The organism is Corallococcus sp. AB045 (genome assembly GCF_003668895.1).
Lineage (GTDB): Bacteria > Myxococcota > Myxococcia > Myxococcales > Myxococcaceae > Corallococcus > Corallococcus coralloides.
Genome location: NZ_RAWN01000001.1, coordinates 1 through 24,970 on the forward strand (window position 1 = coordinate 1; position 24,970 = coordinate 24,970).

Here is a 24,970-nt window from a genome sequence, read left to right on the forward strand (position 1 = left end):
CTCCCCCGACTGTTGTCCTACCTACCCTTCAGGACGGGACAATGTTCACCCTCTTCACAAGATCCAGGCCTTCCTGTAGTTCCAAGCTGTTGCACGTTGATCCGCCCCTGTTCCCCCACAGAGGACCATGACTGCTCCCACTGTCCTCATCTCGGATGATGAGCCCCTTGTCGTGTCCGCACTCGCCCGAGAGGCCAAGCGCTCCGGCCTCGTCTGCGTGTCCGACACCACCTCCGAACATGTGATGGAGCTGGCTCGCAAACACCGGCCCGCGGTCATCATCCTGGACATCAACCAGCACCAGGATGGACGGGATCTGCTCGCGCAGCTGAAGAAGGACCCCGTCACTCGCGACTGCAAGGTCATCATGCTCAGCGGCGTGGAGGATCAGTTCACCCGCCACGTGTGCTTCGAGCTGGGCGCCGACGACTACGAAGTGAAGCCGTGCGACCCCACCTTCATGACCCGCATCGCTCGCATGGCCGCCGCCGCCGTGCGCCCCCCCGCTTCGCCCGAAGCCGCCTGACTCACGACGGCCGCAGCGACCGGATGGCCTCCGCGCGGTCCTTCGCGCCAAACACGTAGCTGCCCGCCACCAACACCGTCGCCCCCGCCTCCACCACGCGCTTCGCCGTCTCGGCGTTGATGCCGCCGTCCACCTCGATGTCCACGCCCTTCAGCCCCCGCGCGTCCAACATCGCGCGCAGCCGGCGGACCTTGTCCACCGTGGACTCGATGAACGACTGGCCCCCGAATCCCGGGTTCACGCTCATCACGAGCACCATGTCCACGTCGCCCAGCACATCTTCAATCGCCGACAGCGGCGTGCCCGGGTTCAACACCACCGCCGGCTTCGCCCCCGCGTGACGGATGTGCTGCAACGTGCGGTGCAGGTGGGGGCTCGCCTCCTGGTGCACCGTCAGCACGTCCGCGCCCGCCTTCACGAACGCGTCCACGTACTTCTCCGGCTCCACAATCATCAGGTGCACGTCCAGCGGCTTCGTCGCCACCCGCTTGATGGCCTCCACGATGACCGGCCCCAACGTGAGATTGGGCACAAACCTGCCATCCATGACATCCACGTGAATCCAATCCGCGCCGGCGGCCTCGATGGCGCGGACCTCCTCACCCAGGCGGCTGAAATCAGAGGAGAGCAGCGACGGAGAGATGCGGACAGGGCGGGTCATGGCGGCGCTTCATAACCGCTTCCGGAGGCCCCTGGTACCTTCGCCCGGCAGGACAGAGGGCTGGCGGACAGAGGTGGACCTGGCAGGTGGGGGGGCCGGGCGGCCGACACACCGTGCGTGCTAAAACCTGGCGTGCCCGCGGCCATCCGCCGCATCCCACGGAGCCCGCCCCGGTGCTTCCCCAGTCCGTGCCCGCGTCCCCCAACCTGTCCCGCCGGCTCGCGAAGCTGACGTCCATCCTGGATGTCGCCAAGGCGATGAGCGCCGAGCGGGACCTGGACCTGCTGCTGCCCCTCATCCTCTATGAGGCCACCAAGGTCGTGGAGTCGGACCGCTGCTCGCTCTTCATCCTGGACCGCGAGCGCGAGGAGCTCTGGAGCAAGGTGGCCCAGGGCTCCAAGAATGAAATCCGCCTCCCCATGGGCAGCGGCATCGCCGGCCAGGTCGCCCACACCGGCGCCGTCATCAACATCCCCGATGCCTACGCCGACGCCCGCTTCAACAGCAGCTTCGATGTCTCCAGCGGCTACCGCACCCACACCATCCTCTGCGTCCCCATGCGCGACGCCAATGGAGAGGTGACAGGCGTCATCCAGGCCCTCAACAAGCGCGGCGGGCAGGTGTTCGACGAGGAGGACGAGGAGCTGCTGCTCGCCCTGGGCGCCCAGGCCGCCGGCGCGATTGAAAACGCCCTCCTCCACGAAGAAATCAACCGCCTCTTCGAGGGCTTCGTCTCCGCGTCCGTCGTCGCCATCGAAGCGCGTGACCCCTCCACCGCCGGCCACTCCGGCCGCGTCGCGGACCTCACCGTGTCCCTGGCCAAGGCGCTGGAGCACCACACCACCGGCCCCTATGCCCAGACGCGCTTCACCGCCGTGGAGCTGCAGGAGCTGCGGTACGCGTCGCTGCTGCACGACTTCGGCAAGGTGGGCGTGCGCGAGAACGTGCTCGTCAAGGCGGAGAAGCTGTATCCGCATGAGCTGGAGGCGCTAAGCGCCCGCTTCCAACTGGCTCGCAAGGATTTGCAGCTGCAGAGCTCCCGGCGCCGGCTTGCCTCCGTGGAGGTCCGAGGCCTGTCCGCCCTGCCCTCCATCCATCAGGAGGAGGACGCGCGGCTCGCCCAGGAGCTGGCCCAGCTGGATGAGGTGATGGGCTTCCTGCTCACCTGCAACAAGCCCACGGTGCTCGCTCAGGGCAACTTCGAGCGGCTCTTGGAGCTGGGCAAGCTCACGTTCACCGACGCGCACGACCATGGACAGCCGCTGCTGCTGTCCCATGAAATCCAATCCCTCTCCATCACCCGCGGCACGCTCTCCCCGGAGGAGCGCCGCGAAATCGAGAGCCACGTCGAGCACACGTACCGCTTCCTGTCGCAGATTCCGTGGACTCGCGCGCTGCGCCGCGTGCCGGAGATTGCGTACGCGCACCACGAGAAGCTGGATGGCACGGGCTACCCTCGCGCCATCCCGGAGATTCCGGTGCAGTCCCGGATGATGTCCATCTGCGACATCTACGACGCGCTCACCGCGAGCGACCGGCCCTACAAGAAGGCCGTGCCGCACACGCTCGCGTTGGACATCCTCAAGAAGGAGGCGGGGTCCGGACAGCTCGACAAGGACCTCTTCACCCTCTTCGTCGAGGCGGAGATTCCCCGCCGGGCTCTCAAGAAGAGCCCGGCGTAGGGCCCTGCATCAGGCGCTGATGGTGTGCAGCCGGAGGCTGTTGATCTTCCCCGGCTGGCCCACCGGCGCGCCGAACACCACCACGATGCGGTCACCCCGGCGCGCGAGGCCCCGCGACACCAGCTCCTCCTCCACGCGGCGGAGCATGGTCTCCGTCTCCTGGATGGGCTCCAGCACGCGCGGCACCACGCCCCAGAGCAGCGACAGGCGGCGGCGCACCTCCTGGTTCGGGCTGAACGCCACAATCGGCACCGTGGGCCGGTAGTGCGCCAAGAGCCGCGCCGTCACGCCCGACAGCGTGAAGGCCGCGATGAGCGTGGCGCCGCTGGCCTTGGCCGCCTCGCACGCCACGCGCGCGATGACGTCCGGGAAGTGCAGCGGCAGGCCCAGCGGGGCCTCAATCTGGCGCGGCAGGAGCTGCGCGCGGGAGGAGGACTCGGCCGCCAGGATGATGCGCTCCATCATCTGCACGGAGTCCAGGGGGAACTTGCCGCTCGCCGTCTCACCCGAGAGCATCAGCGCGTCCGCGCCGTCGTAGACGGCGTTGGCCACGTCGCTGGCCTCCGCGCGCGTGGGGCGCGGGTTGTCGATCATCGAGTTGAGCATCTGCGTGGCCACGATGACGGGCAGGCCGCGCAGGTTGGAGCGCCGGATGATGTCCTTCTGGACGGCGGGCACTTCTTCCGGGGGAATCTCCACGCCCAGGTCGCCGCGGGCCACCATCACGCCGTCCGTCTTGTCGAGGATGGCGTCCAGGCGCGCGATGGCCTCCGGCTTCTCCAGCTTGGAGATGATGGGCACCGTGCGGCCCACCTCCGCCATGGCCTGGCGCGCGGAGTCCAGGTCGGACGGCTGACGCACGAAGGACAGCGCGATGTAGTCCACGCCCGCCTTGAGGCCGAAGATGAGGTCCTCGCGGTCCTTGGGCGTGAGCGCGTCCGCGCGCACCGCCACGCCGGGCAGGTTGATGCCCTTGTTGTTCTTCAGGATGCCGCCGTGCACCACTTCCGTCTTGATGAGCTGCTTCTTGTCCGTCTCCACGACGCGCAGCTCCAGGAGGCCGTCATCCAGCAGGATGCGGTCGCCCGGGTTCACGTCCGCCGCCAGGTGCGGGTACGTGGTGGACACGATTTCGTCCGTGCCCTTCACCGTCTCGTCGGTGGTGATGTGGAAGGTGGCGCCGTGCTTCAGCTCCGTGCTGCCGGTGACGAAGCGGCCGGTGCGAATCTTGGGACCCTGCAGGTCGCCCAGGATGCCCACCGCCTTGCGCACCTTCAGCGAGGCCGCGCGCAGCATGTCGATGTTCGCCTGATGCTGCTCGTGGCTACCGTGGGAGAAGTTGAGCCGGGCCACGTCCATGCCGGCCTCCAGCAGCGCTTCCAACATCTCCGGGGTCTGACTGGCGGGACCGAGGGTGCAGACAATCTTTGCTCGTCGCATATGAGGCCGAACATCCGGCTCCACCGCGTTTCGGTCAAGACATCACCGAATGTGACCGAGCAGGTAAACCAGTAAATGTCCAGGCCGCTCGGCGTGCGCTCAACCGCGCAGCAGCGTGCCCAGGTTCTCGCGCTCCCAACGCAGCGCGGCGGCGTAGTGCGGGTACGTGCGCTCGCGCTCGCGGAAGGCGCGCGGGTGGTGCACGCGGCGCCCGGTGCGATTGCTGCTGGGGAACAGCTGGTGGAGCATCTCGTGGAAGACGATGAACTCCACGAAGAAGGCGGGCACGTCCGGCTTGTCCAGCGCGGGGTGGATGCGGATTTCGCGCGTCTGGTGGTCGTAGACGCCCAGGCGGATGGACTTGCGGCGGCGGCGCGGCGGCATGCGGCCCCAGCCGATGCGGGCCTGGATGGCGTTCTGGAAGTAGGCCTCGTTGACGCCGTTGTAGAGCGCGCGCAGGTCGAAGCAGCGGCCGAGCGGATTCAGCTCCGCGTCGGATTCCCGGCGCAGCTGGCGGATGAGCGGCTGCTGGCCCCGGATGTACTCGTCCAGGAGGGCGCCCGCGGCGCGGTGTCCCCGGCCCGCGTAGTCCGCCACCGCGCGCACGATGACTTCGGGTGCGTCCAGGAACATGTGGTGCAGCCGCAGCTGGAGCACCTGCGCGCCGCGGCGGAAGGACACCATGGTGGAGCGGTTGTCCGTCACGGCCAGGCGCACCGGCATGCCCAGGTTCGCGCTCAACCGCCACGCGAGCGACTCCGCGCGCGACCAGAGTTCCTCACGCGACGCGGTGAGGACGCGCGGCGCTTCCTCCGCGACGCGGTTGCGCGGCGGCAGGGGCGCGGGGCCATCCGGCACGCGCTGCGCGGGAATGGCGGCGCGTTCCGCGGACGAGCCACGCGGGAACAGGGACATCTGGCGGAAGGCTTCGGGCGTCACGCGGGGGGCATCGTACCCGGCACTTCCCGAACCTCAAGGCCAGGGGCTGGATGCCCGTCCGCCTGTCGACCGGGCCCACACGCCGAGCGTGACACCCCGGGTTGAATTCGTCCCAGAGGCATCGTCCTTCAGGACAGGCTGCCCGGGTCGCCATGGCGCGACTTGAGCAGCCGCTCCAGCCGCTCCGGCTCCATGCGCACCACGAAGGTCTTCTCCCGGGCATACGTCACCTGCCCGGGGGCCGCGCCCTTCAGCTTGCGCACGAACTTCACCGGCATGTAGCTCACTTCGCCGCGAGGTTCGCCCTTGGCCCCCGAGTGGTGCAGCGCGAGGTGCGCCGCGTCCAGGAGCACCTCCTGCGCCACCTCCGCGTTCTTCTCCAGCGGCACCACCACGTGGCTGCCCGGCAGGCCCCGCGCGTGCAGCCATATGTGCCACGGACGGGCCACCTTGAAGGTGAGCTGGTCGTTGTCCTCCGCGCCGCGCCCCACCCAGATGCGCGCGCCGCCGTGGCCCACGTACTCCTTGAAGGGGAGGCCCCCCTTCGGGCCCTCTTCCCCCTGGGTCACCTGGAGCACTTCCACCTGCGCGAGCAGCGCGGCGTCATCCATGGCTTCAATCTGGGTGAGCGCCGTCTGCGCGTGCGCCACCTCGCGCGCCAATTCCGCCTCGCGGTGGCGCGCCTGCTCCACGCCACGCAGGAGGCGCCGGTACTGGTGGAAGTGCCAGTCCGCCTCCTCCTTCGGGGTGCGCTTCGGGTCCAGCTTCACCTGGACCTCCTCCACGCCTGCCTCCGTATAGGAGGTGAGAGTCACCTGGGACGCGCCGCGCTTGAGCCGGTGCAGGTTCTGCGCGAGCAGCTCGCCCACCTCGCGGTGCTTCTCCGCCTCCGGGCCTCGCTGGGCCTCCGCGCGCACCTTCTCCAGCGTGCGCGAGGAGCGCTTCAGCCTCGCCCGGTACGGCTGCGCGAGCCGGCGGCGGATGGTGTCCGCGCGGCTGGTGCGGTCCTTCTGTCCGAGCACCCGCTCGGCGGCCTGCAGCCTGGGCAGCGCGTCTTCTTCCTTCGGCTCCAGACGCGAAGGCTGCGCGCGCCCCTTCGCCAGCGCCTCCGCGGACACGGGCTCCGGTGGTGACCACTGCGCTCCGGGATAGAGGTTGCGCCTGGGGCCGAAGCCTTCGCCGGAGAGCATCAGCACCCGGTTGTTATCGCTGAGGAGCAGCAGTCCTCCGGGCGCGCCCACCTCCAGCACCAGCCGGCGGCGCACGTCTTCGCGATCAAACTCCAGGATGATGGCGCGGCTCTCCTCCAGGTAGCGCGCGGCCTGGAGCTTGAAACCGGTGAGCTCCTGGCGCAGCCAGCGCTGGAAGGGGGCGGGCTCGCCTGGCGTGGGGAAGCGGTCCTCCGCGACGGACAGGCGCGACAGCTCGCCTTCGGCGCAGAGGCACAGCACGACCGATCTGCCGGGGACGCGCAGCTCCACGTAGGCCAGGCGGGGAAGCGGGCACCACGCCTTCTGGGCCACCGCGCCCACCAGCCGGGCCGCGGCCTCCGCCACGACCTCACCGAACTCCACCGGACGCAGCGACATGGGCCCCTCCCGGGCGGACACACGAGGAGACGTAAACCCCTGGCCCGCAAAAGAAAAACGGCCCGGCGGGTTTCGCCGAGCCGTTCACCGGACGTCAACCGACGTCCGAAATGACGTCGTTACTTCAGGCTTCCGGGGTCGACGGGGCCGCGGGGGTCGCAGCCTTCCGGCGGGAAGCGGTCTTCTTCTTCGCGGCCTTCTTGGCGACCGGCTTCTTCGCGGCGGCCTTCTTGGCCGTACCGCGCTTGGCGGCAGGGGCCTTGCGGGCGGTCTTCTTCGTCGCGGTCTTCTTCGACGCGGCCTTCTTCGCGGTCTTCTTCTTCGCGGCCATCGGAATCCTCCGTTCAGTGTTGAGGCCCGCGAGGACGCGAGCCCTGCACCCACTTCGAACTGAACGTGAGTGCTTGAAATGAATGGTACGGGCGACATGCCAGTGTGTCAACGCATGGTGATGTATTGCAGTGCGCGGCGAGGCCGATTTTTGGCCTCCGGGCGCGTCGAACCGTTCGTGGCGGTCATTTCGGGGGTCCGACGTGTCGCGCGCGAGGCCGAATTTCCGGCTCCGGACGCACTTCGAGGGTCCGCGCTACGGGGCTGGATGTCCGCTGCCGTGCATCCGGCGCGCGCGCATCGCATCGCTTCCCGTCGTGGAGGCGGCGGCCTACGGTGCGCGCCCGCATGAGCTCCACCGCGCTGACCTTCCCCGCGTCCTTCACCTTCGGCGTCGCTACGTCCGCGTACCAGGTGGAGGGCGGCATCGAGAACGACTGGGCCGAGTGGGAGCGGCTGGGGAAGTTGAAGGAACCCCATGCGAGATGCGGCATCGCGGTGGACCACTGGCGGCGCTACGCGGAGGACTACGCCCTGGCGAAGGCGGTGGGGGCCACGGCGTTCCGGCTGTCGCTGGAGTGGGCGCGAATCGAGCCCGAGCGCGGCCGGTTCGATGGCGCGGTGCTGGAGGGTTACCGCGAGCGGCTGCTGAAGCTGCGCGCGATGGGCCTGCGGCCGGTGGTGACGCTCCATCACTTCACCCACCCCACGTGGTTCCACGCGTCCACGCCCTGGCACCTTCCGGAGAGCCTGGAGGCCTTCCGCCAGTACGTGCGCCGGTGCGCGCCCCTGTTGGAGGGGCTGGACGCGCTCGTCATCTCCTTCAACGAACCGATGGTCCTCTTGTTGGGAGGCTACCTCCAGGGCCTGATGCCGCCGGGCATCACGGACGGGGCGAAGACGATGGCCGCGCTCGGGAACATGGTGCGCGCGCACGTCATCGCTCGGGAAGAGCTGGGCCAGCACCTGGGCCGGGTGGAGCTGGGCATCTCCCAGAACATGCTCGCGTTCGCGCCGGACCGCTGGTGGCATCCCCTGGACCGCTCGCTGGTGAGGCTGGCGGCCCCGGCCTACAACCACGCGTTCCACGAGGCGCTGTCGTCCGGCCACCTGCGCGTGTTCATGCCGGGCGTGGCGTCCACGGACGTGCGCATCGAGGGGGCGCGCGACTCCGTGGAGTTCGTGGGCGTCAACTACTACACGCGCGCGCACCTGCGCTTCATGCCGCGCCCGCCCTTCATCGACTTCAAGTACCGCGACCCGGACGGGCGCGGGCTCACCGACATCGGGTGGGAGCAGCGGCCCGAGGGCTTCCTCCAGCTCCTTCAGGAGGTGAAGCGCTACGGCAAGCCGGTGTGGATTACCGAGAACGGCATCGACGACCGCAAGGGGACGGTGCGGCCGGAGTACCTGCACGCGCACCTGCGCCAGGTGCTGGCCGCGCGCGAGGCGGGCGTGGACGTGCAGGGCTACCTTTATTGGAGCCTGCTGGACAACTTCGAGTGGTTGGAGGGTTGGGGCCCGCGCTTCGGCCTCTACCACGTCGACTTCGACACCCTGGAGCGCCGCCCCACCCCGGCCTGCGACTACTTCCGCGCGGTCGCCACCGGGCGCGTGCTGGTGCCGCCGGCTTCCGTCGCGGGCGTGGCCAGCGCTCAGCCCAGCGCCGCGCGGTAGTCCACCTCCGGCTCCTCTAGAGGTGCCGTGGGGTCCGTGTCCGCGCCCGCGAAGAAGCGGCGCACGCTGTCCTCCACCGCCTCCGGCGAGTCCAGCCCGTTCACCTCCGAGCGGAAGTGCGCCGCGCCCTTGAGGCCGTGGGCGTACCAGGCCAGGTGGCGGCGGAAGGAGCGCACCGCGCTCAAGGGCTCACCGACGAACTCCGCGTGGGTCCGGGCGTGCTCCAGCACCAGCTCGCAGCGCTCCTCCGGCGTGGCGGGTGGGCCGCCCGAAAGCTCGCGGAAGAGCCACGGGTTGCCCAGGGCGCCCCGGCCAATCATCACGAAGTCGCAGCCGGTGCTGTCCAGCATGCGGTGGGCGTCCGCCACCGTCTTCACGTCCCCGTTGCCCATGATGGGCAGCTCCGGGAAGTGGCGCTTCAGGTCCGCGATGTGGGCCCAGTTCGCCTGCCCCGAGTAGCCCTGCTCACGCGTGCGCGGGTGCAGGGCGAGCCCCGCGCACCCGGCCTCCTGCAGCGCCTCCGCCACCTTCAGATAGTTGAGCGTGCGCGCGTCCCAGCCCGAGCGGATCTTGCAGGTGACGGGCAGGCCGGTGGCTTCCCGGATGGCGCGGACGATGTCGGCGGCGCGGGGCACGTCGCACAAGAGGCCGCTGCCGGCGCCGTTGCGCACCACCTTCTTCACCGGGCAGCCCATGTTGATGTCGATGACCTGCGCGCCCGCGGCCTTGCCCACCTGCGCGGCCTGGGCCATGGCCTCCGGCTCGCCGCCGAAAATCTGGAGCGAGTAGGGCTTCTCCACGGCCGGGTCGTAGCGCAGGTACTTGAGGGTGCGCTGGTTCTGGCGCATCAGCCCCTGGGCGCTGACCAGCTCCGTGGGGCAGAGGGCCGCGCCCAGCCGGAAGGCGATGACGCGGAAGGGGCGCTCGCTCACGCCGGCCATGGGCGCGAGGATGTAGGGGTTGGGGAGCGTGTAGGGACCCAGCTTCAGCATGTCGGAAGACACCCTATAACCCGGAGGGGAACAGAAGCGCGCGGGCCATGAGAACGGCCCTGCGCGAGTGGAGGCCAACGATTAAGGTCCCTCCCCATGTTCCGTTTTCGGCTCGGGAGCGTCCCCGTCCACGTCCACACGAGTCACCTGCTGTTCTCCGCGGTGTTCGCCTACCAGTCCCTTCCCCTGCCGGGCCGGCACTCGGGTGCCGGGTGGCTGGGGGACCAGCTGGCCGACGCCGCGTCGCCCGGGCACATGGGCGCGGTGGTGACCTACGTGCTGGCGTGGATGTTCATCGTCTTCGTATCCGTGCTCGTCCATGAGCTGGGGCACGCGGTGGCCTTCCGCTTCTTTGGTTACCAGCCGAGCGTGGACCTGGTGTTCATGGGCGGCGTCACCCGGCCCAACACGGACGCGCCCCTGCCCTGGCACAAGGACGTGGTGAGCAGCTTCGCGGGTCCGCTGGCGGGGCTGACGCTGGGCGTCCTGTGCTGGGTGGTGCTGATGCAGGTGCGGGGCCGCTCGGAGGTGGCGGACTTCTTCCTGAGCAACTTCTTCTTCGCCAACATGGTGTGGGCGGTGCTGAACCTGCTGCCGGTGCCTCCCTTGGATGGCGGGCACATCAGCACGGCGCTGGCGACGCGGATGTTCGGGCGGCGGGGCTTCATCGTGTCGCACGTGCTGGCGCTGGGGCTGTGCGTGGGCCTGGTGCTGCTCAGCATCAAGAGCGGGGCCCTGTTCATGGGCGTCCTCTTCGCCATGTTCGGCTTCCAGGCGTTCCGCGTGCTGTCGGACGTGATGCGCGCGCGCAACGAGGCCAAGGAGGAGGAGGGCCCCACCGCCCAGGCCCTGCGCGAGGCGCAGCAGGCGCTGCGCGAGGACCGGCTGGACGACGCGTGGCGGCAGGGCAACCGGGTGCTGGAGACGGAAGGCCTGTCCCCGGGGCTCACCAGCCGGACCCATTACCTGCTGGGCTGGGTGGCGCTGAAGCAGGGCCACGGGCGGCCCGCGCTGGACCACTTCTCCCAGGTGCAGGGCCAGCCGGTGGAGATGCACGCGGTGGCGGCGGCGTTCTCGCTGGTGGGGGATGACGCCCGGGCGGTGGGCTACTGGAAGCAGGCGTGGGGCGAGTCGCAGGACCGCACCGTGATGCACGAGTACGCGGGCGCGCTCATCCGGCTGGGCCAGGTGAACGAAGCGCTGCGGCTGCCCGGCGTGGACCCGGCGGCCGCGTTCCGGTGCGCGGAGCGGGCGCTGTTCATCCGCGGCGCCTATTCGGAGGCCGCGGCGGTGAGCGAGGCGGCGTTGAAGCACGTGCCGGACCCGGGCATCGCGTACGACGCGGCCTGCGCCTTCGCGCGCGCGGGCAACGTGGCGGACGCGGTGCGGCTGCTCCAGCGGGCGGAGGACCTGGGCTTCAAGGACGCGGCCTATGCCGCCTCCGACGAGGACCTGGCCCACCTGCACGGCCACCCCGCCTTCGAGGCGTGGCTGGCGAGGCTGCGGCCGGCCGCGTCGTCCTGACGGGCGACTTTCTCCCGTGCGGCGCCTTTCGGGCCCTAGAATCCGGGCCCGCCCGTGAGCCCTTCGTCCCCTCCCGTGAAACCTGGTGCCGCGCCCGTGCGTACCGGGGACATGCCGGCGTCTTCAGGAGCTTCCGGCGACCCGGACGAGGTGTTGATGGAGCGGTTCTGCCAGGGAGACGCGCAGGCGTTCGATGCGCTCTTCCAGCGCTACGCGCGCCCCGTCCAGGGCTACCTGGCGCGCCTCACCGGCAGCCCCGCCACCGCCGAGGACCTGGCGCAGCTCACCTTCCTGTCCCTGGTGCGCGCGCGGGGCCGCTATCAGCCCGGGGCCCGCGTCCGGCCGTGGCTGTACGCCATCGCCACCAACGCCGCGCGCGACCATGCGCGCCGCCACCGCCGCCCGGAGGACCTCACGCCAGAGGGGGAATTGCCCCTCACCGCCGTGGCGGACACGCCGGAGCCTCGCGACGCGGGCCTGGAGCGCGCGGTGCAACGAGCCCTGGCGCAGCTTCCCGAAGGCCAGCGGCTGCCCATCCTCATGCACCGCTTCGAGGGCATGGGCTTCGCTGAAATCGCCGAGGCCCTGGGCCTCACCGAGAGCGCCGTGAAGGTCCGCGCCCACCGGGGCTACGCGCGGCTGCGCGAGCTGCTCGCGCCCCTTCAGCAGGAGACTTCACGATGACGCCCGAGTGCGAACGCGTCCTGGACCGACTGGACGGCCCGCTGCCTCCGGACCTGGCGTCACACGCGGCCGGGTGCGCGGACTGCCGCGCCCTGCTGGAGGGCTTCCAGGTGCTGGCGGCACCCTCCTCCGCTCCGCCCGCCGTTCCCATCGACGAGGCCCGGCTCGAACAGACGCGGCGCCAGTCGCTGACGGAGCTGGCGGCGCACCCCCGGCCCACGCCGTGGTGGAAGGAGGTGGCGGTGCTGCTCGCCGCCTATCTGGGCGTGGGCGTGGTGGGGCTGCTCTGGGTGGGCCGGCACGGGATGATGCTCAACTCCGCGTCGCCGCTGGCGGTGGCGCTCGTGGCGCTGCTCATCGTCGTGGGTGTGGGCGGCGGAGCGATGGTGGCCCTGGCGCCGAGGCAGCGCGCCTGGCCCTTCACGCTCGTGGCCGTGGGCGCGCTCGTCGTGGCGCTGGCGCAGCTGACCGGGCGCTCGGGCGTCCAGGTGCGGCCGTTCCTCGTCGGCACCCTGGGGTGCATGGGCGCGGAGGTGGCGCTGTCGGTGGTGCCGCTGGCCCTGGCGCTCGTCCTCTTGTGCCGCTCCGCCTTCCAGCCCGTGCGGGCGATGGCGGCGGGCCTGTCCTCCGCGGGTGTGAGCCTGCTCGTGCTGCACGTGCACTGCCCGGACGGCAGCGCGGGCCACCTGATGCTGGGGCACGTGCTGCCGTGGTTCGTGCTGGCGGGCGTGGCGGTGTTCATCCGCTCGCGCCTGCCGTCCCGCTCTTTCGCGCCTTGAGGGGGAGCTTGGAGTCCTACTGGAGCCGCGACAGCGCTTCCTGGGGGAAGGCGCGCGCGTCCACCTTGGCGTGCCACTCCTTGATGCGGCCGTCCGGCCCGATGACGACGCCCACCCTGCGCGCGTTGGGGGCCGAGGCGTCATCCGCCGCCCCGTAGGCCAGCCCCACCTTGCGATCCACGTCGCACAGGAGCGGGAAGTTGAAGCCGAACTTCTGGGCGAAGGCCTGGTTCTCCTCCGGCGTGTCGAAGCTGATGCCCAGGATGGCGGTGCCCTTCGCCTCGTACTGGGTCTTGTGGTCGCGGAAGGAGCAGCCCTCCGCGGTGCATCCCGGGGTGTCCGCCTTCGGGTAGAACCAGAGCACCACGTTCTTGCCCCGGTAGTCCGACAGCCGGTGCGTCTTCCCCGTCGCGTCCTGCACGGTGAACTCCGGCGCCACGTCTCCCTGCTTGAGCATGTGCGATGCCTCCTTCATGGGGTGGAAACCGGGGCGTCGTAACACGCTCCGGGGGCAGGGAGCCGGGCACCGCTCGGGTGATGTGTGGAGTGGAGTGCAGGCGGACGGCGCCGGAGCGCTGGCGTCATCAAGAGGCTTGAAACCCACCAGCCTCCTCCATTTAGTAGGTGCACCAAATGAACACCTCCGACGAACCTCCGCCTGCCGAAATGCAGCGGATGGCCGCGCTCACGCTCTGGGCGCGACAGAGCCTTTCACGCCTCATCTATTTCCTGCTGGGCGCGTCCAACCGCATCCGCCTGCCGACCCCCTCGGTGTTGCCCATCGCGGGCGCGGTCGTCGGGCTCTACAGCGGACTGGCCGCGGGCATCTTCTCCAACCTCATTGGCGTGATGAGCGGCATCACGTTCAGCGCCGCGGAGCTGGCGGCGACGTTCAAGCCGCAGCGGCTGCGCACGTTGATGGAGTCGCTCTCCTCCGCGCGCTGGCACCTGGAGTACGCGCTGGTAGGCGTGCCGCTGGCGCTGGGCGCTCTCCTGCTGGCGCGGGTGATTGAACCCGGCGGCCCTCGCGATGAGGTGAAGCGCCGCCTGCGCCTGCTGGCGCTGCTGACGCTGGGCGCGCTGTCGCTCTACTACCCGCTCGTGGGCCTGGCGGCCGTGAACGCCGTGTTCGGCCACGCGCACAACCTGCCTGCGGTGCTGCCGCACCTGCCCTGGTGGCTGATGCTGCTCGCTCCCACGGTGGGTGGCCTGGCGGTGGGGCGGCTCTTGCGCGACCGGCCGGAGACGCACGGCCACGGCCTTCCAGAGGTGGTGCGCGCGGTGAAGAGCGGCGCCAACGTGGTGCCGGCGGACCGCGGGTTGCTCAAGCTCATCGCGTCCGCCATCACCATTGGCAGCGGCGGCTCCGCGGGCCGCGAGGGCCCCATCGTCTATGGCGGCGCGGCGTTCGCGTCCAGCGTGGGGCGCGTGCTGGGCTTCAGCCGCAGGGAGCTGTCCATCCTGCTGGCGTGCGGCGCGGGCGCGGGCATCTCCGCGTCCTTCAACGCCCCCATCGCGGGCGCGGTGTTCGCGATGGAGATCATCCTGCGCGAGTTCGAGCTGCGCGTGTTCTCCCCCATCATCCTGGCGAGCGTGGCGGGCACGCTGGTGAGCCGCGGCGTGCTGGACGAAGCGCCCATGCTCAACCGGGTGAACTACGAGCTGGTCAGCGGCGCGGAGGTCTTCGCCTACGCGGCGCTGGGCATCGGGTGCGGGCTGCTCGCGTTCGCGTTCGTGAAGCTGCTGCACGGGGTGGAGCACTTCTTCCACGGCGGCATGGGCGGGAAGCTGTCCCCGTGGCTGGGCCGGAAGCCGCTGCCGGTGCGCGCCGCGCTGGGCGGCCTTTGCACGGGCGTGCTCGTGTTCCTGAGCCCCACGGTGTGGGGCAGCGGGCACGACTACATCAACCTGGCGGCGGCGGGCCAGCTGCCCTTCCTCTTCCTGGTGACGGCGTGCGTGCTGAAGCTCGTGGCCACGTCGCTCACCATCGGCTCGGGCGGGTCCGGCGGCACGTTCTTCCCTGCGGCGCTGATCGGCGCCATGGCGGGCGGCGCGTTCGGCACGCTGGTGCACTACTTCTTCCCGCACGCCACGGGGCCCAGCGGCGCGTACGCCATCGTGGGCATGGGCGGCGCGGTGGCGGCGCTCACGCGCGGTCCGCTCACCGGCATGATGATGCTGTACGAGCTGAGCGGCAGCCATGAAATCATCCTGCCGCTGATGGTGACGTGCACCATCGCGTCCGCGGTGTGTCACTTCCTCACGGAGCGCACGGCGCCCAAGGTGCAGAGCGACGAGGACCTGCTGGCGGCCACGCACGTGCGGGCCCTGATGACGGAGGTGCCGGCGGTGCCCGCGGGTACGCCGCTGCGCGCGCTGACGGACCAGCTGCTCACGTCCGAGGCCGGCACGCTGCCGGTGCTGGACACCGAGGGAAACCTCTACGGCACGGTGCAGGTGGAGCAGCTGCGCGAGGTGTGGCGCGACGAGTCCATGTACCCGCTGCTCGTGGCCAGCGACCTGGCGCGCAAGCTGCCCGCGCTGGCGCCGGACTCGGACCTGGCGCATGCGCTCCAGGTGATGGACCAGGAGGACGTGGACGCGTTGCCGGTGGCGCCCGTGCTGGGACTGGCCCCGTGCGGACTCATCACCCGCGCCGCCGTCCGGCGCTTCCTCTTCGCGCAGCACGCGCGCGCGCACTCGACGGGCAACTACCCCGTCACCCCCTCCGAGGCGGCGCACTGAGCATCGGAGAAAGGACTCGGTCAGGGCGGGTCTGTCAGGAAACCAGGGGAGCAGGCATCCTTGGGCGCCATGTCCGAACCCGCCCTGTCCACCCTGCGCGCCGAGCTGACCTCCACCTTCCATGATGCCCGGGTGCGCCACATGGTGGCCCTGGGGCGCAAGGCCCGGACGGACCCGGAGGCGCAGGCGCTGCTGGATGCGCTGGCCCGGGGGGACGCCTTCGAGCGGCGGCTGGCCCTGGCGGCCCAGTTCACGCGCCGGGATGGCGCGGCGGTGCTGAAGGCCACGGCGGACGAGTCCTCGCGCGTGCGCACGCTGGCGTTCGAGCTGGTGTCACTGGCCTGTGACGACGCGCAGGCGCTGGAGGCGCTGCGGATGGCGCACGGCATGCGCCGCGAGCAGTCCGTGCTGCGCCAGTTGGTGAAGCAGCGGCGCTACCCGGTCATCGACGCGTTCCTCGACGGGCTGGCGGAGGGGGGCGACCACGCCACCTTCGCGGACACGGTGCCCCTGGCCTCCGAGGCGGGCCTGCGCAAGCACCTGGCTCGGGCGTTGGAGCGTCCCAGCCACCGGTTCTGGGCGCGGCTGGCGCGGCGTGCGCCCGCGGTGCTGGGCGAGCTCTTGCTGGAGCAGCTGCGCGCGGTACCCGGCGAGCCGGACCCGGTGACCCGGCAGCATCTGGCGTGGGGCCTCGCGTGGCTGTCGGACCGGACGCCCGACATCGCGGAGACGCTGATGACGCTGATGCTGGAGCGAGGCATCCCGCCAGACGAATATCCCCTGCGGTCGCTGGCGCGGCAGCGCCCCATGCGCATGGTGGCGCTCCTGCGCCAGCACCCCTCGGTGGCCCTCTCGCATCTGCTGTTCGCGAAGTCCCCGGCGTCGCTGGACGCCGAGTCCCTGACGTGGATCGTCCAGCGCGATCCGACGCTGCTGGGCAGCGCGGAGGACGTGCTGGAGGACCTGCCGGAGCCGCTGCACGCGACGCTCACCGAGGCCTGGGCCTCGTCCGTGAAGCGGGCCCCCGCCTGGGGCACGAAGCTCATCGCCCGGATCGTGGCCCCGGCCGTGCGCGAGAGCGTCTACGCGCGCTGGACCGCGGGGGCGCGGAACAGGGACGGCGTCATCCAGTTGGAGCAACTGCGGCACCTGCCGGTGGACCTGCGCGAGCGCGAGGCGCGCCGGCACCTGCATGAGGTGATGGCGCTACATACCCGCGCCGAGAAGCGCATCGCCTACGCGCGCTACCTGCCGTGGAGCGAGGCGCTGGAAGTCCTCCGGGCCGAGATGGGCCACCCGGACGCAGGCATGCGCGGCGCGGCGCTGAGCGCCCTGCTGGCCCTGCCCGGCCTGCGTCCGGACGAGCCCGCGTGCATGGCCCCCGCGCTCGCGGTGGTGCTGGCCCGGAAGAACGAACAGGACCCGGTGCGTGGGCTGATGTTGCAGGCGCTGGCGGACTGGCCCCGGCGGATGTGGCGCGCTGAGCACACCGAGGCACTGGGCCGGGTGCTGCGCGACGCGCTGGATGCCGCGGACCTGTCGATGCCCACGGCGCAGGCGGCGGAGCGGCTGCTGGTGCGGGCGTTCCGCGCGGACCCGGCGTGGGGCGCACAGTGGCTGGGTACCTTCCTCAAGGAGCGCGGGCGCGTCCAGGACGGCGGGCTGGGGCACCGGTTGACGGACGAGGAGGTGCGCCTGTCCGCACCGTACCTGCTGAAAATGGCGAAGGTCTGGGCGGAGCGCGAGCGGGGGGGGCCCCTGCTCCAATTGGCGGCGAGCCTGGGCAAGCGCGCGGTGCTGGTACCCGGCCTGTCTGACTGGCTCGTCTCCGTGCGTGACACCACCCCCCAGGTGCGGTTGTCGCTCGCCCTGACGGTGTGGCTGTCGAGGGAGGACCGGCCCCGCTTCGAGGCGACGCTCGCGGCCACGCTCCGGCTCTGGAGGGACCGGGGCTGGGCCGAAGAGGTCGTGGCGCTGGCTGCTTCCGAGCAGCCAGGGGAACCCCTGCACCCGGAGCTGGTGGGAGAGTTGGAGCGGATGGCGCTGCGGCAGGGCAAGGCGTACGCGTCCGTCCTGTCGATCCTGCGCCACCGCGCATGGAGGGACTTCGACCGGCTCCTGCCCGAGCTGCTCAAGCGGGACGAGAGCATCATCGCCATTTCGGTGGTGCGCGAGTACCTGCACCGGCGGCGGCAGGACCTGCTGGGGCCCTACCTGGACGCGCCGGTCATCACCGGCCAGTTCGCCACGGGGGCGACGCACTGGCTCCTCCCCTTCTTCTCTGGCTTCTTCCGGTGGACGACGGAGCAGTGCCAGGCGTATTCGCGCGCGCTCGCGAGGCTGTGCGCGGACATGGAGCGGGACACACCCACGCTGCTGGGGGCGGTGTCGCTGATGGCGGCGCTGGACTGGGCGCCCATGGACGCGCTGCTCGCGCTGGCGGACGACAAGCGGCCCGCGGTGCAGGAGCGGGCGCTGCGGGTGATGGCGCGGTGCGACCAAGGCCAGGGCGTGCCCACGCTGCTGAGGGCGCTGGAGGATTCACGTGCGCGCATCGCCATCTACGGCCTGCGGCGTGCGTTCAACGGCATGCCGGTCGCGCGGGTGCTGTCGCAGCTCGCGGAGGTGCCGCTGACCAAGGTCACGGTGGCCAAGGAGGTGGTGCGCCTGCTGGGCGAGCTGCGCTCGGACGCGGGCTACGAGCGGCTGCTGGAGCTGGACGCGAAGCCGCTGCACCGCGACGTGCGCATCGCGCTCTTGCGTGCGCTGTGGGACCACCTGGACCGCGAGCCCACGTGGGCGGTGTTCGAGCGCGCCGTCACCGGCGAGGACGCCATCATGGCGGCGCGCGTGGGCGACATCCCGGCAGACCGGCTGACGGAGGCGCTGGATGCGCGGCTGTCCGGGCTGCTCGCGAAGGTGCTGGCGCGGCCGGAGCCGGATGCGCGCATCGACCTGCTGCGGCGCGCAACCTGGCTGTCCGTGAAGGACCGGGAGCGGGTGTTCCTCTCCGCCTGTGGCGCGCGGCTGGCCTCGCCCTATGACGACGAGGTGCGCGCGGCGATGGGGGCGCTGGTGTATCGGGCCGACGAGCGCGACGTGGCGCTGTTCGAGCGGATGCTGGAGGCGGTGGCGCACGACCGGCGCGCGCTGAGCGTGGCGATGGACGCGCTGCTCCAGCCCCGGGACCGGATGCGGCCCGTGCCATTGCATGCCGTGCAGGGACTGGTGACGGGGCTGCTCACGAAGGACCCGCGTCTGGCGACGCTGCGCGTGCGCTGCGCCGTGGTGGCCCTGGCTCCGCCGGCGTTCGCGGGCCACCTGGACACGATGGGCCAGGAGGGCTGGCTCCACGCGGACGCGCTGACGGCGGCGCAGGTGGCGGTGTCGAACCTGCCGGTGGAGACGATGGAAGACGTCGGAGGGCGACTGGCGCGGAGCTCCAGCCCGGAGGCGCGGCGCGTGGCCCTGCACTGCCTGGTGCGCGACGCGGGGGACGGACGCGGCTGGACGGAGGAACGGCTCGCGGCGCTCGCCATGTTCCGGCGGGACGACTCACCGCTCGTGGCCGGCGCCGCGCAGTTCGTTTTCCCGCCTCGGGAGATGGTGACGGCACCGGAAGGGGCATAGGCCCCCGGAGCGGTGCTCCAGAACCTGTCCGACTGTCGGACAGGTTCGTGCGATTCGCCGCCGACCGGGCTTCACGTTCAGCGCCCCGAACTCCGGACACTCAGTTCAGCGAGCGGACCGGGGCCATCCACGCGGCTCCGCGCTCCGCTTCGCTCGCGTATTGCTCCAACTGCAGCGCCCGGTGGGCCACGGTGTGTTCAGCCAGGACCCTGGCCCGGGCCCGCATGCCCAGTTGGCGCCGGTCCGCTTCCGGCATCGCGAGCAGGTAGCGCAGCACGTCCTGCTCCGTGCGGGCGACCATCACCTCCTCGCCCAGCGAGAAGACGTCCTCCAGGCCCGGCCAGGGGTCGCAGATGAGCGCCGCTCCACAGGCCGCGGCCTCGAACAGGTTCGCCCCCGGCGTGTGCTCGGCTTGGGACAGGGCCAGCGTGAAGCGCTGCGCACCGAGGAAGCCCGCGTGCTCCGGGAGTGACGGGGCCTCGTGCCTCGCCACGTTGGCGGGCCAGGCGTCATCCACCGCAGCCAGCGTGCCCGCGAGCACGAAGCGCCCCTCGGGCCAGCCGCGCGCGGCGCCCAGCAGCCATTGCGTCAAGAGTCCCCGCCGCTCCGGCGACGACGGCCCCGCGTACCCCAGGTCCCAGCGCGTCCGCCCGCTTCCAGGCGCGAAGTGCTCCGCGTCCACGCCCGGCAGGAACACGCGCGCGCGAGCCACGCCCCACTCGCGCTCCAGCTGGCGGGGCACCGGGCCTCCACTGGAGCAGAGATAGAGCCGGTAGCCCGTGAACAGGTCCGGCGTCATGCAGGCGGGGTCCTCTCGCAGGGCGTGCCGCGCCAGCGTCCGGGGCGTGTCCCGGTCCCAGAAGACCGTGAGCCCCCGCGCCGTGTTCGTGGCCCAGCGGCTCACGTCCGCGACCTGCGGCACGTCCGCGTCCACCAGCACCAGGTCCGCGCGGCGCACCCGCGAATGGAAGCGCGCGTGCAGGTCCGCCAGGTCCAGGTACGGCTCGGCGGCGGAGGGCTCCTCCCCACGTGCACCGGGCGCCGTGCGCTCCAGGAAGAGGACCGTGTGTCCGCGCCTCCGGAGCGCCTGCGCGAGCTGTCTCGGGGCCGTGGCCGCCTGTGCCTCGGCGGTGGCCCGGCACACGGGGCCCAGGAAGACGATGTCCATCCACTCGGGCCTCCTCACGCCCCCAGCCCGGCGGACGGAGGACGCCCCGCGCGCGGCATGCCCCAGGGCTATCGCTCCGCGACCGGGGCGGACAAGCCAGCAGGCCTCGTGCCGCGTGAACTCCTCAACGGCACGGCCAGCGTCCGGCCCGCGCGTGCCATGAGGACGTCCGCGAGTGGACCGTGCCCTTGTCCCGGAAGCCAGAGCACCTTGGGCTACTTCGTCGCGGGCGCGGCCTGGGTGGGCGGCGTGTTTCCCGCCGGGGCCGCCGCGGGCTTCGCGGCGCCGCCCTTGCGCAGGGGACACGCGGCGATGGCGCCCGAGACGTCGATGGCGTCCTTGCCCTCGCTCACATTGAGCACCTTGCGGTCCTCGCCCACGACGAACGTGTAGCGCTTGGACACCGTCATCACCGGCATCTTCACGTCGTACGCGCCCACCACCTTGCCGTCCGGATCCGGGACGAACACGAAGGGTGCCTTCAGCTCCGTCTTGAAGCGCGCCAGCGTCTCCGCGTCGTCCGTGGAGAAGGCCAGCACCTGGCCCTGCACCTGCTCGATGTCCTTGTAGCGGTCACGGTACGCGGTCAGCTCCTTCGTGCAGCCGCTGGTGAACGCCTTGGGGAAGAAGGCCACGATGACGGGCCCCTTCTTCACCATCTCCGACAGCGTGTAGGTCGTCCCCGCGGTGTCCTTCACCGTGAAGTCCGGGGCGGTTTCACCCACCTGGGGAATCGCTGCGCTGAGCCATCCGACGACGAGCAGGGAGTTGAGCATGCCCGGGACTTAACGGGCCCCGGACACCGCGACAAGCCCCCGCGCCCCCAGCGCTACGGCGACTCCATGCGGGCCCACACGGCGGCGGCGGCCTCGCGCGATTGCTCGGCCACCACGGTGGGGTTCACCGACAGCGGCCTGCGCGCCCACACGCGCCACACGCCGTCCACCATCACCGCCTCCACGTGGCGGCTGCCCAGCCCGTGCACCACGTGCCACGCCAGCGTCTCCGCGGTCAGCGGCGTGGGCGACAGGTAGTCCAGCACCAGCAGGTCCGCGAGCGCCCCCTCGCGCATGGGGCCGATGGCCGCCTCGAACACCTGCGACGCCAGCCGGTGGCCGTTGGCCAGGTAGCGCAGCACGTCGATGGGCTGCCCCGCCTCGCGCGAGCGCAGATACGCCGCCTGCGCCTCCGCGAACAGGTCCGGCGACGTGCCGTCCGTCCCCAGCGACGCGCGCGCCCCGAACTTCAGCGCGGGCGCGTAGCCCACCTCCTGGCCCTGGTTGGAGCGCGGTGTGTGCAGGAACCACGTCCCCGTGGCCAGCACCTGCGCCAGGTCCGCCCACGCCAGATGGCCCGCGTGCGCCGCCATGGCGCGGGGCGACAGCAGGTTGCTGGTGAGCAGCCGCGTCACCGGCGGGTTGCCGTGGCGCTCGGTGGACAGCCGCTCGTCCAGCGGATCCTCCGCGAGCGGGAAGTGCAGCCCGGTGCCGGTGGTGTTGAGCGCCTCGCCCAGGCCCTGGAGCGCGTCGTCGCCCAGCGTAAAGCAGGGGCCCGCGCCCACCTGCCCGCGGAAGCGGCCCCGGGCCTTGCGCGCGAAGCTGACCGTCTCCTCCAGCCCCTCCTCGCGGCCCACCGCGCCCATGCGGTCCGTCACCGCGTAGGACAGCACGCCGCGCACGCCCACCTCATGGAGCCCGCGCGCCGAGCGCAAGAGCGAGCCCGTCACCGCCTTGGGCGAAGCGTGCAAATCAAACAGGGTGGTGGTGCCGCACTGGATGGACTCCAGGCCGCTCGCGGTGGCGGCCACCTGCACCGCGTCCAGGTCCAGCGCGTTCTCGAAGGGCCAGCGCACCTGCTCCAGCAGGGCCTGGTAGGACGTGGGCATCGGACGGACCAGGCCGCGCGACAGCACGGTCGCCAGCCGGTGGTGGGCGTTGACGAGCCCCGGGAAGACGAGCTTGCCGGACAGCGCGACCACCTCGTCGTCGGGGCCGGGCGCAAGGTCCTCGCCCCGCGCCACGATGCGCTCACCTTCGATGCGCAGGTCCACCCGCTCCACGGACGCGGGCTCCAATTCGACGACGAAACCACCCTTGAGGACGGTGCCCAACATCCCTCCCTGCATCCGCGACGGTACGCGAGGTTCGTGAAGGCGGCCCCCTCCCCTTAGGGGTCACGCTTGAGACGGGGGACGTTAGCACTCCCGGCCCGTCCTCCGTCATCGGCTCCACACATCCCTGCACCCACACCCGTCGTCCCGGCCGGCCCAATACGGTGGGCATGCGCGGGGGGACCGGGGACAAGCAGGCAGGCGGCGCGTCATGACGTTGGGCGCCGGGGGCGCGGGCCCGTAGACTGCCGCTACCTTGGTGTCGGAACCCGGCGTTTCCTGGGCAGGCCGCTACCGCTTGAGCGCGCGCATCGCGACAGGCGGCATGGCGGAGGTGTATCTGGCGCGCGCCATCAGCCTGGACGGGCAGCGCGGTCCGGCCGTGGCGGTGAAGCGGCTGATGCCGCACCTGGTCGCGGACCGGCGCATCGTGCAGATGTTCCTCAACGAGGCGCGCATCACCGCGCAGGTGCGCCACCCCAACGTGGTGTCCATCCTGGAGCTGGGCATGGAGGGCGGGGAGCCCTTCATCGCCATGGAGCTGTTGGAGGGTCGCTCGTTCGCGGAGGTGCGGCAGGAGGCCGCCGAGCGTGGCCAGCGCGTTCCGCTGGGCATCACCCTGCGCGTGCTGGTGGATGCGTGCCGGGGATTGGACGCCGCGCACCGCGCCGTGGACGAGGCGGGCCGGCCGCTGCGCATCGTCCACCGCGACTTCACGCCGGACAACATCCACGTCGGGGCGAACGGCGCGGTGAAGGTCATCGACTTCGGCATCGCGAAGGCGGACGCGCTGGGGTCGGGGACGGAGCCCGGGACGCTGAAGGGGAAGTTCTTCTACATGTCGCCGGAGATGATCGCCGGCCGCAGCGTGGACCACCGCGCGGACCTGTTCGCCGCGGGGGTGATGCTCTACGAGCAGCTGTGCGGCCGGCGGCCCTTCACCGGCATGTCCACCGAAGAGGTGCTCACGCGCATCTCCGAAGGAAGGCCGAAGCCGCCCACCGCGTTCGACCCGTCGGTGCCGCAGGCGCTGGAGACGGTGTGTCTCAAGGCGCTCGCGAAGGACCCGGAGGCGCGCTTCGACAGCCTGCAGACGTTCATCGCCGCCATCGAGCTGCTGGGCGGGCCCGCGGAGGTCGCCGCGCCGGCGCAGGTGGCCGCGTACCTGGACACGCTGTTTCCGCCGGACCGTGACCCCAAGCGGCTGGCGCTGCGCAACGCGAGGCTCGCGGATCCGTCCAATTCGGGCGCGGATGGAGCCCCCGGCATGGACGTGCTCCCGCCGTTCGGTGTGCAGGGCATTCCGTCCTGGCCCGTGCCGCCACCGCCGGCCGCCGCTCCGCCGGCTTCACGTCCTCTTCCGCCCCTGGGCACCCACACCGTGTCGATTCGCGGTTCGACCCGGCCCATGACGGCGGAGATTCCGGTCGCGACCTCGGGAAACCCGGCGGAGGGCGCCGCGCACGGCGTGGCCTCCCCGGCGTCCGTGAGCAAGGGACGCGGAGAAGCTCCGGCGGGTGCTCGCGACCCGGCGTCGCGTGGAGCTCCCCGGTCGCGCAGAATCATCGCCATCGTCGCGGGTGTGCTCGCGCTGGGCGGACTGGGCGCGGGGGCCACGTGGTACCTGCGGCGCCCGGACCTGCCGCCCCCCGCGAGGATCGCCGCCGCCGAAGCCGCCACCACGGCGGAGGCGAAGGTGTCCGCGCTGGACGGGCTGGGCAAGGACGTGCGCGCCACGGCCAAGGAGCTGGCTCGCGCGGGCACGCTGCTGCTCGACGCGGGCGCCCACCCGCAGGCCCTGGCGCTGGCGGAGGCCTACACCTCGCGCTTCCCGAAGGAGGCGGAGGCGCACCTGCTCGCCGCGCGCGCCGCCACCGAGCTGCGCATGGGCAAGCGCGCGGAACGCGCCATCGACGAGGCCACCGCCCTGGCCCCCAAGGACGTCCGCGCGCCGCTGGCCCTGGCCGACCTGCGGGCCCTCCAGGGGGATGTGCCGGGCGCGCTGACGGCGCTCGCGAAGGCGTACGCGCAGGCGCCGGGCTCCGCGAAGGTCGCGCCCCGCTACGGCCAGCTCCTGTCCCAGGGAGGCCGGCTGGACGAGGCCGCCACCGTGCTGTCCGCCTGGACGCGCCAGCACGACGACGCCGAGTCCCTGGCGGAGCTGGGCTTCGTGCGCTTCCGCCAGGAGAAGCTGGACGACGCCGTCGCCCTGCTCAAGCGCGCGCAGCGCAAGGCCCCCTCGCTCGCGGTGGCCCATTCCTACCTGGGCGCCGTCCTCTTCCGGCAGGGCGACCTGCGCGGCGCCGAGCGCGAATACCGGGAGGCCGAGCGTCTGGCCCCGGACGACCCCCGCGCCCTCACCGCCCGTTGCCAACTGCACGTCCACGAAGGCGATGCCGCCCGGGTGGCCGAGGTGAAACGTACGCTGGCGGAAAAGTTCCCGGACCGGGCACAGGCCCTCTCGGCAGAGTGCGGCACGGGGGACTAGCTTCCA

At 71.4% G+C, this 24,970-nt stretch carries 19 protein-coding genes; 9 read left to right on the plus strand and 10 right to left on the minus strand.

The features are described from left to right. Positions 1–127: 127 nt before the first annotated feature. Positions 128–526, plus strand: a complete 399-nt coding sequence (locus tag D7Y21_RS00005) for a two-component system response regulator (RefSeq protein WP_014399693.1) — start codon at positions 128–130, stop codon at positions 524–526. Between the two features lies 1 nt (position 527). Here the strand turns inward: D7Y21_RS00005 and rpe are convergent, their stop codons facing one another. Further along, positions 528–1,187 carry a ribulose-phosphate 3-epimerase gene (rpe, locus tag D7Y21_RS00010; protein ID WP_120561422.1) on the minus strand — a complete coding sequence of 220 codons (660 nt, stop codon included), beginning with the start codon at positions 1,185–1,187 and terminating at the stop codon, positions 528–530. A 173-nt stretch (positions 1,188–1,360) separates the two neighbouring features. Between rpe and D7Y21_RS00015 the strand changes: the two genes are divergently transcribed. Continuing rightward, complete coding sequence (locus D7Y21_RS00015) at positions 1,361–2,869, plus strand: HD family phosphohydrolase (protein ID WP_121710432.1); 1,509 nt, start codon at positions 1,361–1,363, stop codon at positions 2,867–2,869. Positions 2,870–2,878: 9 nt separating this feature from the next. Here D7Y21_RS00015 and pyk read toward each other — a convergent pair whose 3' ends face one another. The 4 genes from pyk to D7Y21_RS00035 form a co-directional block, all read right to left on the minus strand. Then, entirely contained in the window at positions 2,879–4,309 is a 1,431-nt protein-coding gene (gene pyk, locus D7Y21_RS00020) for a pyruvate kinase (RefSeq protein ID WP_120561420.1), read from the minus strand. A gap of 99 nt (positions 4,310–4,408) precedes the next feature. Next, the gene (locus tag D7Y21_RS00025; RefSeq protein WP_120561741.1) at positions 4,409–5,224 is read right to left on the minus strand and encodes a hypothetical protein; all 816 of its coding nucleotides are present in this window, start codon (positions 5,222–5,224) and stop codon (positions 4,409–4,411) included. A gap of 152 nt (positions 5,225–5,376) precedes the next feature. Beyond that, positions 5,377–6,837 (minus strand): NFACT RNA binding domain-containing protein, encoded by a 1,461-nt coding sequence (locus tag D7Y21_RS00030; protein WP_120561419.1) that lies wholly within the window; start codon positions 6,835–6,837, stop codon positions 5,377–5,379. A 124-nt stretch (positions 6,838–6,961) separates the two neighbouring features. Next, positions 6,962–7,168 carry an excinuclease ABC subunit A gene (locus D7Y21_RS00035; RefSeq protein WP_120561418.1) on the minus strand — a complete coding sequence of 69 codons (207 nt, stop codon included), beginning with the start codon at positions 7,166–7,168 and terminating at the stop codon, positions 6,962–6,964. Between the two features lie 347 nt (positions 7,169–7,515). Here D7Y21_RS00035 and D7Y21_RS00040 point away from each other — a divergent pair, with 347 nt between their 5' ends. Continuing rightward, positions 7,516–8,844, plus strand: a complete 1,329-nt coding sequence (locus D7Y21_RS00040; protein ID WP_121710434.1) for a glycoside hydrolase family 1 protein — start codon at positions 7,516–7,518, stop codon at positions 8,842–8,844. Here D7Y21_RS00040 and dusB read toward each other — a convergent pair. Beyond that, positions 8,823–9,836: a tRNA dihydrouridine synthase DusB gene (dusB, locus tag D7Y21_RS00045; RefSeq protein WP_120561416.1), complete on the minus strand. Its 1,014-nt coding sequence runs from the start codon at positions 9,834–9,836 to the stop codon at positions 8,823–8,825. The two genes, D7Y21_RS00040 and dusB, sit on opposite strands and share 22 nt — an antisense overlap. A 96-nt stretch (positions 9,837–9,932) precedes the next feature. Between dusB and D7Y21_RS00050 the strand changes: the two genes are divergently transcribed. The 3 genes from D7Y21_RS00050 (at position 9,933) to D7Y21_RS00060 (ending at position 12,823) form a co-directional block, all read left to right on the plus strand. Continuing rightward, a complete protein-coding gene (locus D7Y21_RS00050; protein ID WP_121710436.1) occupies positions 9,933–11,360 on the plus strand; it encodes a site-2 protease family protein in 1,428 nt (475 codons plus the stop codon). 96 nt (positions 11,361–11,456) lie between these two features. Next, complete coding sequence (locus D7Y21_RS00055; protein WP_233611876.1) at positions 11,457–12,044, plus strand: RNA polymerase sigma factor; 588 nt, start codon at positions 11,457–11,459, stop codon at positions 12,042–12,044. After that, positions 12,041–12,823 (plus strand): NrsF family protein, encoded by a 783-nt coding sequence (locus D7Y21_RS00060; protein WP_121710438.1) that lies wholly within the window; start codon positions 12,041–12,043, stop codon positions 12,821–12,823. Before D7Y21_RS00055 ends, D7Y21_RS00060 begins: the two co-directional genes overlap by 4 nt. Positions 12,824–12,839: 16 nt before the next feature. On the opposite strand, the gene D7Y21_RS00065 is transcribed toward D7Y21_RS00060, so the two are convergent. Next, on the minus strand, positions 12,840–13,280 hold the full coding sequence (locus tag D7Y21_RS00065) for a peroxiredoxin (RefSeq protein WP_121710440.1): 441 nt from the start codon (positions 13,278–13,280) through the stop codon (positions 12,840–12,842). A 176-nt stretch (positions 13,281–13,456) separates the two neighbouring features. On the opposite strand from D7Y21_RS00065, the gene D7Y21_RS00070 reads away from it, so the two are divergent. Further along, positions 13,457–15,568, plus strand: coding sequence for a chloride channel protein (locus D7Y21_RS00070; RefSeq protein ID WP_233591356.1), 2,112 nt, complete (start codon positions 13,457–13,459; stop codon positions 15,566–15,568). Between the two features lie 69 nt (positions 15,569–15,637). Continuing rightward, complete coding sequence (locus D7Y21_RS00075; RefSeq protein WP_121710441.1) at positions 15,638–19,198, plus strand: hypothetical protein; 3,561 nt, start codon at positions 15,638–15,640, stop codon at positions 19,196–19,198. 100 nt (positions 19,199–19,298) lie between these two features. On the opposite strand, the gene D7Y21_RS00080 is transcribed toward D7Y21_RS00075, so the two are convergent. From D7Y21_RS00080 to D7Y21_RS00090, 3 genes are all read right to left on the minus strand, one after another. Beyond that, positions 19,299–20,366, minus strand: coding sequence for a glycosyltransferase (locus D7Y21_RS00080; protein WP_121710443.1), 1,068 nt, complete (start codon positions 20,364–20,366; stop codon positions 19,299–19,301). A 215-nt stretch (positions 20,367–20,581) separates the two neighbouring features. Continuing rightward, positions 20,582–21,142: a redoxin domain-containing protein gene (locus D7Y21_RS00085; RefSeq protein ID WP_120561409.1), complete on the minus strand. Its 561-nt coding sequence runs from the start codon at positions 21,140–21,142 to the stop codon at positions 20,582–20,584. A 53-nt stretch (positions 21,143–21,195) separates the two neighbouring features. Then, positions 21,196–22,476 carry an amidohydrolase family protein gene (locus tag D7Y21_RS00090; protein ID WP_121710536.1) on the minus strand — a complete coding sequence of 427 codons (1,281 nt, stop codon included), beginning with the start codon at positions 22,474–22,476 and terminating at the stop codon, positions 21,196–21,198. A gap of 325 nt (positions 22,477–22,801) precedes the next feature. On the opposite strand from D7Y21_RS00090, the gene D7Y21_RS00095 reads away from it, so the two are divergent. After that, positions 22,802–24,964, plus strand: a complete 2,163-nt coding sequence (locus D7Y21_RS00095; protein WP_233591403.1) for a serine/threonine-protein kinase — start codon at positions 22,802–22,804, stop codon at positions 24,962–24,964. The last annotated feature ends 6 nt before the right edge of the window (positions 24,965–24,970 follow it).

Coding starts and splice junctions, on each gene's coding strand:
- D7Y21_RS00075 (WP_121710441.1), top strand. CDS start 15,638: ATGTCCGAACCCGCCCTGTCCACCCTGCGCGCCGAGCTGACCTCCACC.
- pyk (WP_120561420.1), bottom strand. CDS start 4,309: ATGCGACGAGCAAAGATTGTCTGCACCCTCGGTCCCGCCAGTCAGACC.
- rpe (WP_120561422.1), bottom strand. CDS start 1,187: ATGACCCGCCCTGTCCGCATCTCTCCGTCGCTGCTCTCCTCTGATTTC.
- D7Y21_RS00035 (WP_120561418.1), bottom strand. CDS start 7,168: ATGGCCGCGAAGAAGAAGACCGCGAAGAAGGCCGCGTCGAAGAAGACC.
- D7Y21_RS00095 (WP_233591403.1), top strand. CDS start 22,802: ATGGCGGAGGTGTATCTGGCGCGCGCCATCAGCCTGGACGGGCAGCGC.
- D7Y21_RS00060 (WP_121710438.1), top strand. CDS start 12,041: ATGACGCCCGAGTGCGAACGCGTCCTGGACCGACTGGACGGCCCGCTG.
- D7Y21_RS00025 (WP_120561741.1), bottom strand. CDS start 5,224: ATGTCCCTGTTCCCGCGTGGCTCGTCCGCGGAACGCGCCGCCATTCCC.
- D7Y21_RS00085 (WP_120561409.1), bottom strand. CDS start 21,142: ATGCTCAACTCCCTGCTCGTCGTCGGATGGCTCAGCGCAGCGATTCCC.
- D7Y21_RS00080 (WP_121710443.1), bottom strand. CDS start 20,366: ATGGACATCGTCTTCCTGGGCCCCGTGTGCCGGGCCACCGCCGAGGCA.
- D7Y21_RS00040 (WP_121710434.1), top strand. CDS start 7,516: ATGAGCTCCACCGCGCTGACCTTCCCCGCGTCCTTCACCTTCGGCGTC.
- D7Y21_RS00005 (WP_014399693.1), top strand. CDS start 128: ATGACTGCTCCCACTGTCCTCATCTCGGATGATGAGCCCCTTGTCGTG.
- D7Y21_RS00030 (WP_120561419.1), bottom strand. CDS start 6,837: ATGTCGCTGCGTCCGGTGGAGTTCGGTGAGGTCGTGGCGGAGGCCGCG.
- D7Y21_RS00050 (WP_121710436.1), top strand. CDS start 9,933: ATGTTCCGTTTTCGGCTCGGGAGCGTCCCCGTCCACGTCCACACGAGT.
- D7Y21_RS00070 (WP_233591356.1), top strand. CDS start 13,457: ATGAACACCTCCGACGAACCTCCGCCTGCCGAAATGCAGCGGATGGCC.
- D7Y21_RS00065 (WP_121710440.1), bottom strand. CDS start 13,280: ATGCTCAAGCAGGGAGACGTGGCGCCGGAGTTCACCGTGCAGGACGCG.
- dusB (WP_120561416.1), bottom strand. CDS start 9,836: ATGCTGAAGCTGGGTCCCTACACGCTCCCCAACCCCTACATCCTCGCG.